Origin of the sequence: Kitasatospora sp. NPDC007106, from assembly GCF_040634455.1 — a bacterium.
Lineage (GTDB): Bacteria > Actinomycetota > Actinomycetes > Streptomycetales > Streptomycetaceae > Kitasatospora > Kitasatospora arboriphila.
In genome coordinates this window covers 1-7761 of the sequence record NZ_JBEYFP010000262.1, presented here as the reverse complement: position 1 = coordinate 7761, position 7761 = coordinate 1, and the positions used below count along the sequence as shown (strand labels likewise).

Below are 7761 nucleotides of genomic sequence, written 5' to 3'. Positions count from 1 at the left end.
GCCTCGGCCGCGGTGCGGAAGGCCTTCACCCGGTACGGGGAGGCGTCCTCGCGCTCCAGCAGGAAGGCGATGCGTTCCAAGGCCGCGACCGGCTCCATGGGGCCAGTGTCGCCGAAGCCGGGCCGACCCGCGCGCGACCCCTTGTTGACAGCCCGTCTAACTGGTTCACTGCTCCCGTCGGTGCAGCCGATCCCGAACGCCCCCGACCCCACCGGAGCCGACCGATGCGCGACACCGCCCCCGCCCCGCACGCCGACCACCGCGAACAGAACGCCGCCCGGCTGCTGCGCGCCTCCGCCCGCCACTCCTTCGACCCGCTGACCGAGATCGACTGGGACGCGCCGATCGACCCGGACCACTTCGCCCTGCCGCAACACCGCGTCACCCTCTACGGCACCCCGCTGTGGGAGACCCTGACGCCGCGGCAGCAGGCCCGTCTCAGCGTCCACCAGCTGGCCTCCGCGACCGCGGCCGGCATCTGGTTCGAGCTGGTGCTGATGGAGGGCCTGATCCGGCACGTCTACGAGGGCGACCTGACCACCCGGCACGCGCAGTACGCGCTGACCGAGGTCGCCGACGAGTGCCGGCACTCCACCATGTTCGCCCGGTACATCGCCGCCACCGGCTACCCGTCGGCCCGGCCCTCGGCCAAGGCGCACCGGCGCGGCAAGCTGCACTTCCTGCTGAACGACACCGCCATCACCTTCGCCGGCGCGATCTTCGTGGAGGAGTTCACCGACGCGATGCAGCGGGAGATGGTCCGCGACGAGTCGCTGCAGCCGCTGGCCCGGGCGGTGGCACGGATCCACGTCGTCGAGGAGGCCCGGCACATCGGCTACGCCAAGCCCGAGCTGGAGCGGATCTGGGCGCGGATGGGCCCGGCCCGGCGCGCGGTCTTCCGGCGCGGCCTGCTGGTGCTGGCCCGGCTCGCCGTCGCGGAGCTCGTCCACCCCCGGGTGTACGCCCTCTCCGGCCTGGACGTCCGCGCGGCGGAACGCGCCGCCGCGGCCAACGAGCACTGGCGGCTGGCCCGCGTCGACTGGGCCCGCAAGGCGCTCGCGTTCTTCACCGACCTCGGCGTCGTCGACCACCGGACGGCCCCGCACTGGCGACGCGCCGGCCTGCTCGACTGAACCCCGCCGCCCGTCCGGGTCAGAGCACGGCGTCGCCGGCCACCGTGCCGCCGGTCGCGGTGCGGGGCGCCGCGGGCACGGCGGGTGGCCCCCGGGCGGTGGGGGGGTGCAGAAGGGGCCGGGTGCGGCGCAGGATCGAAGGATGAGCGGCGATCGGACGGCACAGGCGATCCGGATGGGCACCCCGCGGGCGCGCTGGGTGCTCCTGGCGACGGTCCTCGGCTCCGGCATGGCGATGCTGGACGGCACGGTGGTGAACGTGGCACTGCCACGGATCGGCGAGGACCTCGACGCCTCGCTGGCCGCCCTCCAGTGGACGGTCAACGCCTACCTGCTGACCCTGGCGGCACTGATCCTGCTCGGCGGCTCGCTGGGCGACCGGTACGGCCGGCGGCGGGTCTTCCTGATCGGCGTGGCCTGGTTCGCGGCGGCCTCGGCGATCTGCGCGGCGGCACCCACCATCGAGGTGCTGATCGCGGCACGGGCGCTGCAGGGCATCGGCGGGGCACTGCTGACACCCGGCTCGCTGGCCATGCTGCAGGCCGTGTTCCACCCCGACGACCGGGGCGCGGCGGTCGGCGCCTGGTCCGGACTGGGCGGCGTCGCCGCCGCCGTCGGACCGTTCCTGGGCGGCTGGCTGGTCGACGGCCCGGGCTGGCGGTGGATCTTCCTGATCAACGTGCCGGTCGCGGTGGCGGTGATCGCGGTGGCCGGCCGCCACGTGCCGGAGACCCGCGACCCGGACCGCTCGGGACGGTTCGACGTGCCGGGCGCGGTGCTCGCCGCCCTCGCCCTCGCCGGGGTGACGTACGCGCTGACCGACACGAGCAGCCCGTTCGCGCCGGTCGCCGGTCTGCTGGGGGTGCTGTCCGGCGTGGCCTTCGTCCTGGTGGAACGGCGGGCCGAGGAGCCGATGCTGCCGCTGGAGCTGTTCTCGTCCCGGCTGTTCACCTCGGTGAACCTGGTGACCCTGTGCGTGTACGGCGCCTTCAGCGGCGTCTTCCTGCTGCTGACCGTCCAGCTCCAGGTGGTGTCCGGGTTCAGCCCGCTGACGGCCGGGGTGGCGCTGGTGCCGATCACCGTGCTGATGCTGGCCTTCTCCAGCCGCGCGGGCCGCCTGGGCCGGGCCGTCGGCCCCCGGCTGCCGCTGTTCCTCGGGCCGGTCATCTGCGCGGCCGGTGTCCTGCTGATGCTGCGGATCGGCCCGGACGCCTCCTACTGGGCGGACGTGCTGCCCGCGGTGACGGTGCTCGGCTGCGGGATGACCCTGCTGGTGGCGCCGCTGACGGCGACCGTCCTCGCGGCGGTGGACGTGCGGCGGGCCGGCATCGCCAGCGGCGTCAACAACGCGGCGGCCCGGGCGGCGGGCCTGCTGGCGGTCGCGGCACTGCCCGCCCTGGCCGGCCTCAGCGGCAACGCCTACCGGGTACCGGCCGAGGTGGACGACGCCTTCGAGACGGCGATGATGATCTGCGCCGGACTGCTCGCGGCGGGCGGGCTGCTGGCGCTGGCGACCGTGCGCAGCGACGCCCTGGAGCCGGAACGGGAGATCGCCGAGCCGAACTGCGGCTGGCGCTGCGACACCACCACCCCGCCCATCGACCCCGGCCACCCCGTCAAACGCACCGACCCCGGATGACCACGCGCAAAGGCGCTCACCCCAAGGGCGCGGGGAACTGCGCAACCCGGATGCGAGCCACCCTGCACGTCAGGAGCAAGCAAAAACAGGGGCGCGGGGAACTGCGCGATCCGGATGCGGCTCACCGTACGGACCAGGGCCCGGCCCGAATCCGTCACGATGCCCGATCCCGGACTGCGCAGTTCCCCGCGCCCCTGGTCGTGCCCTCCGCAGGTCCCAGCGCCCCTGGGGTGAGCCGCTGCAGTTCCCCGCGCCGCTGCTACAGGATGTCGCCCGGGGCGTACTTCGCGGCCTCCGGGTAGGCGTCCGCGACGGCCTCGATCCGGCGGACCACCTCGGCGACCTGGGCGCCGGCCGCGCCGGTGAAGGAGAGCCGGTCGGCGAGCAGCGCGTCCAGGGCGGCCCGGTCGAGCGGGATGCGCTCGTCCTCGGCGAGCCGGCCGAGCAGCGCGTTCTCGCGGGCGCCCTCGCGCATGGCGAGCGCGGAGGCGACGGCGTGCTCCTTGATGACCTCGTGCGCGGTCTCCCGGCCGACGCCGGCCCGCACCGCGCCCATCAGCACCTTGGTGGTGGCGAGGAACGGGAGGTAGCGGTCGAGCTCGGCCTCGATGACGGCGGGGAAGGCGCCGAACTCGTCGAGGACGGTCAGGAAGGTCTCGAGCAGGCCGTCGAAGGCGAAGAAGGCGTCCGGCAGGGCGACCCGGCGGACGACGGAGCAGGAGACGTCGCCCTCGTTCCACTGGTCGCCGCCGAGCTCGGCGGTCATGGAGGCGTAGCCGCGCAGGATGACGGCGAGGCCGTTGACGCGCTCGCAGGAGCGGGTGTTCATCTTGTGCGGCATCGCCGAGGAGCCGACCTGGCCGGCCTTGAAGCCCTCGGTGACCAGCTCGTGGCCGGCCATCAGGCGGATGGTCTTGGCGAGGCTGGAGGGGGCGGCGGCGAGCTGGACGAGGGCGGAGACGACCTCGAAGTCCAGCGAGCGCGGGTAGACCTGGCCGACGCTGGTGAGCACGTGGTCGAAGCCGAGGTGGCCGGCGACCCGGCGCTCCAGCTCGGCGAGCTTGTCGGCGTCGCCGCCGAGCAGGTCGAGCATGTCCTGGGCGGTGCCGACCGGGCCCTTGATGCCGCGCAGCGGGTAGCGGGCGACGAGCTCCTCGAGGCGGCGGAAGGCGACGAGCAGCTCGTCGGCGACGGTCGCGAAGCGCTTGCCGAGGGTGGTCGCCTGGGCGGCGACGTTGTGCGAACGGCCGGCCATGACGAGCTCGCCGTACTGGGCGGAGAGCCGGCCGAGGCGGACGAGGACGGCGACGGTGCGGTCCCGGACGTGCTCCAGGGACTGGCGGATCTGCAGCTGCTCGACGTTCTCGGTGAGATCGCGCGAGGTCATGCCCTTGTGGATCTGCTCGTGCCCGGCGAGGTCGCTGAACTCCTCGATGCGGGCCTTGACGTCGTGCCGGGTGATCCGCTCGCGGGCGGCGATCGACTCGAGGTCGACCTGGTCGATCACGCGCTCGTAGTCGGCGACGGCGCCGGTCGGGACCTCGATGCCGAGGTCCTGCTGGGCCTTGAGGACGGCGAGCCACAGGTGGCGCTCGAGGACCACCTTGTGCTCGGGGGACCAGAGCTGGGCCAGGGTCGCCGAGGCGTACCGGTTGGCCAGGACATTGGGGATCTGGGGCTTCGCGCTCACGCTGGGCAAGCCTAACAGCCGAGGTCCGCGCGGTCCGCGCCGCCCGCGCGTACGGCTCAGCGCTCGGCGAGCAGCGGCAGCACCTGGCGGCACAGCTCCTGGAGGGCGGTGCGCTGCTCGGCGTCCAGGCTGGCGAAGGCCTCGTGGGTGCGGACCATGTCGGCGCGGATCAGGTCGAGGACCTCGCGGCCCTGACCGGTGATGCCGACGATCTTGACACGGCGGTCGCCGGCCGCGGCCTCGCGGTGGGCGAGGCCGAGCGCCTCCAGCCGGTCGACGATGCCGGTGACGTTGGAGGCGTCGCAGCCGAGCCGGCCGGCCAGCGCGCGCATCGGCACCGGCTCCTGGACGGCCTTGAGCGCCTTGGCCTGCGAGGAGCTGAGCCCGTGCCGGGCGGCCGCCGCGGCGAAGTCCTGGAAGTAGGCGGCACCGACGGCCGCCATCGACTCCATCAGGTCGGCGGTGGACGGTGCGGTGGTGGACGCTGTCGTGGCCATGCGGTCAGCGTACGCCGGTATTCTTCAGCGGCTCAAGATTCGAGCACGGCAAGCACTGCGTGGCGCGCGGCACACCGACCGCGCGTCCGCACGGCCCGTCAGAGCACCAACTGCTCGAAGAGGTGCCGCAGCTCGGCCTCCGGGTCGCCGGTGAGCCCGGTGTGCACCGGACCGGGCTGCAGGACGGCGCTGCGCGGCGCGGTCAGCCAGCGGAACCGCTGCCCGGGGCTGTCGCCGGCCGCGGGCCCGGCGGCCTCGCCGCCCGCGCAGACGGCCTCCACGCCGTGCAGGGCGCGGCGCAGCGCGTGGACGTCCGCGACCGGGTCGAGCGAGAGCAGCCGGCCCTGGTCGAGGTGGGTCCGGGCGCCCAGGTAGCCGGACTGCCGGCAGTAGAGGAGTACCCCGACGTTGATGAACTCGCCGCGCTCCACCCGGGGCACGGCGCGGATCACCGCGTACTCGTAGTCGTCGCGCGTCGGCTCGGCCATCAGCCGGTCACCTCCGGAAGCCAGTCGCGGCGGCCCGCCAGCCGGGCCGTCAGCAGGTCGCGGTACGCGGCGCGGACCGCGTCGGGCGTGTCGAAGCCGGGTTCGTCGGCCAGCCACACCTCGGGGACGGCGGCGACCGCGGTCTCCAGGGCCGCCGGGACGAGCGGGGCGAGTTCGGCGTCGGCGGCCTTGAGGTCGGGGGCCGCGGGCAGCAGGGCGTGGTCGGCCGCGTCGTAGCGGCGGCCCGCCCAGGCGGCGGAGCCGGCCCAGTGGTGATGGAAGATCAGGGTGGCGCCGTGGTCGATCAGCCGCAGCCCGCCGGCGGCCATCAGCATGTTGGGGTTGCGCCAGGACCGGTCGACGTTGCCGACGAAGGCGTCGAACCAGAGCACCCGCCCGGCGAGCGCGGGGTCGACGTCGAAGCAGAGCGGGTCGAAGTTGAGGGCGCCGCTGACGAAGGCCATGCCGAGGTTCGCGCCGCCGCTGGCCCGCATCTGGTCCTGGATCTGGTGCTCGGGCTCGCTGCGGGCGAGCACCGGGTCGAGGTCGAGCAGCACCAGCTCCGGCACGGGCAGCCCGAGGCCGCGGCCGAGCTCCCCGGCGAGCACCTCGGCGATCAGCGCCTTGCGGCCCTGCGCGGCGCCGCACCACTTCAGCACGTACAGCCGCCGGTCGTCGGCCTCGACCAGGCCGGGCATCGAGCCGCCTTCTCGCAGTGGCGTCACGTACCGGACCGCCGTCACCTCGGGGAGCATCCGGCCAGCCTATCGGCGCCCGGCTACTCCCCGTGCCGTGCTGCGGTGGCAGGCCCCGTTCGTCCGTGCGAGTTTGGGGGAAAACGATGTCCCGGCACGGCACGGACGAGCACGTAAGGGATGGACGATGGAGCGACCCAGAATCGTCATCGTGGGCGGCGGCTTCGCCGGCCTGGAGTGTGCACGCCGCCTGGAGCGCAAGCTGGCGCCGGCGGAGGCCGAGATCTCCCTGGTCACTCCGTTCAGCTACCAGCTCTACCTGCCGCTGCTGCCGCACGTCGCGGCGGGGGTGCTCACCCCGCAGTCGGTGGCGGTCTCGCTGCGCCGGACGCTGCGGCGCACCCACATCGTGCCGGGCGGCGCGATCGGGGTGGACCCGCGGTCCAAGGTGATCGTGGTCCGCAAGATCACCGACGAGGTGGTGGCCGAGCGCTACGACCACCTGGTGCTCGCCCCCGGCAGCGTGACCCGCACCTTCGACATCCCCGGGCTGCGGGACTACGCGCGCGGCATGAAGACGCTGGCCGAGGCCGCGTACGTGCGCGACCACGTGATCGCGCAGCTGGACCTCGCCTCGACCACGCTGGACCAGCGCGAGCGGGAGTCCCGGCTGCAGTTCGTGGTGGTCGGCGGCGGCTACGCGGGCACCGAGACGGCGGCCTGCCTGCAGCGGCTGACCACGGCGGCGATCCGCCGCTACCCGCGGCTGGACCCGCGGCTGATCAAGTGGCACCTGATCGACATCGCTCCGAAGCTGATGCCCGAGCTCGGCGACAAGCTCGGCACCACGGCGTTGGAGATCCTGCGCGGACGCGGGATCGAGGTCTCGCTCGGGGTGTCGGTGGCCGAGGTCGGCGCCGAGAACGTCAAGTTCACCGACGGCCGGCTGCTGCCCTGCCGGACCCTGATCTGGACGGCGGGCGTGGTCGCCAGCCCGCTGATCGCCACGCTGGACGCGGAGACCGTGCGGGGCCGGATCGCGGTGACCGCGGAGATGCGGGTCCCGCAGTTCGACGGGGTGTTCGCCCTCGGCGACGCCGCCGCGGTGCCGGACCTCGCCAAGGGCGACGGCGCGGTCTGCCCGCCCACCGCCCAGCACGCGGCCCGGCAGGGCAAGGCGGTCGCCGACAACGTCGTCGCCGCGATGCACAACCAGCCGCTGGAGCCCTACTACCACAAGGACCTCGGCCTGGTCGTCGACCTCGGTGGCAAGGACGCCGTCTCCAAGCCGGCGGGCGTCGAACTGCACGGCGTGCCGGCCCAGTTGGTCGCCCGCGGGTACCACCTGATGGCGATGCGGACCAACTCCGGCAAGTTCCGCGTCGGCGCCAACTGGCTGCTGAACGCCACCGCCGGCGACGACTTCGTCCGCACCGGCTTCCTCGCCCGGCAGCCCGCCCGGCTGCAGGACTTCGAGTACACCGACGCCTACCTGACGAAGGACCAGGTCCGTGAGCACGCGCAGATGCTGCTCGCGAAGGGATCCGCCACCTGACGGAGGGTCAGCACGCCTGTCGGGTGAATCCGGCAGTCGAACCGGAGCCGGCGCTACCGCCCTG

Annotated in this window: 7 protein-coding genes; 3 read left to right on the top strand and 4 right to left on the bottom strand. The window is 73.8% G+C overall.

Features of this window, described 5'->3' with window-relative positions; genetic code table 11:
• The first annotated feature begins 224 nt into the window (after positions 1–224).
• Both ABZ641_RS20105 and ABZ641_RS20100 read left to right on the top strand, forming a co-directional pair.
• Positions 225–1133 carry a diiron oxygenase gene (locus ABZ641_RS20105; RefSeq protein ID WP_344624297.1) on the top strand — a complete coding sequence of 303 codons (909 nt, stop codon included), beginning with the start codon at positions 225–227 and terminating at the stop codon, positions 1131–1133.
• Positions 1134–1275: 142 nt separating this feature from the next.
• The gene (locus ABZ641_RS20100) at positions 1276–2772 is read left to right on the top strand and encodes an MFS transporter (protein ID WP_344624298.1); all 1497 of its coding nucleotides are present in this window, start codon (positions 1276–1278) and stop codon (positions 2770–2772) included.
• Between the two features lie 259 nt (positions 2773–3031).
• On the opposite strand, the gene purB is transcribed toward ABZ641_RS20100, so the two are convergent.
• The 4 genes from purB to ABZ641_RS20080 all read right to left on the bottom strand — a co-directional run bounded on the left by purB (position 3032) and on the right by ABZ641_RS20080 (position 6202).
• Entirely contained in the window at positions 3032–4471 is a 1440-nt protein-coding gene (purB, locus tag ABZ641_RS20095) for an adenylosuccinate lyase (protein ID WP_344624299.1), read from the bottom strand.
• Between the two features lie 47 nt (positions 4472–4518).
• Entirely contained in the window at positions 4519–4959 is a 441-nt protein-coding gene (locus tag ABZ641_RS20090; RefSeq protein ID WP_344624300.1) for a MarR family transcriptional regulator, read from the bottom strand.
• A gap of 98 nt (positions 4960–5057) precedes the next feature.
• The gene (locus tag ABZ641_RS20085) at positions 5058–5447 is read right to left on the bottom strand and encodes a DUF3037 domain-containing protein (RefSeq protein WP_344624301.1); all 390 of its coding nucleotides are present in this window, start codon (positions 5445–5447) and stop codon (positions 5058–5060) included.
• On the bottom strand, positions 5447–6202 hold the full coding sequence (locus ABZ641_RS20080; protein WP_359983513.1) for a HipA family kinase: 756 nt from the start codon (positions 6200–6202) through the stop codon (positions 5447–5449). The genes ABZ641_RS20085 and ABZ641_RS20080 overlap by 1 nt, the downstream gene beginning before the upstream one ends.
• A 127-nt stretch (positions 6203–6329) precedes the next feature.
• On the opposite strand from ABZ641_RS20080, the gene ABZ641_RS20075 reads away from it, so the two are divergent.
• Entirely contained in the window at positions 6330–7697 is a 1368-nt protein-coding gene (locus ABZ641_RS20075) for an NAD(P)/FAD-dependent oxidoreductase (RefSeq protein WP_043174276.1), read from the top strand.
• Positions 7698–7761 lie beyond the last annotated feature (64 nt).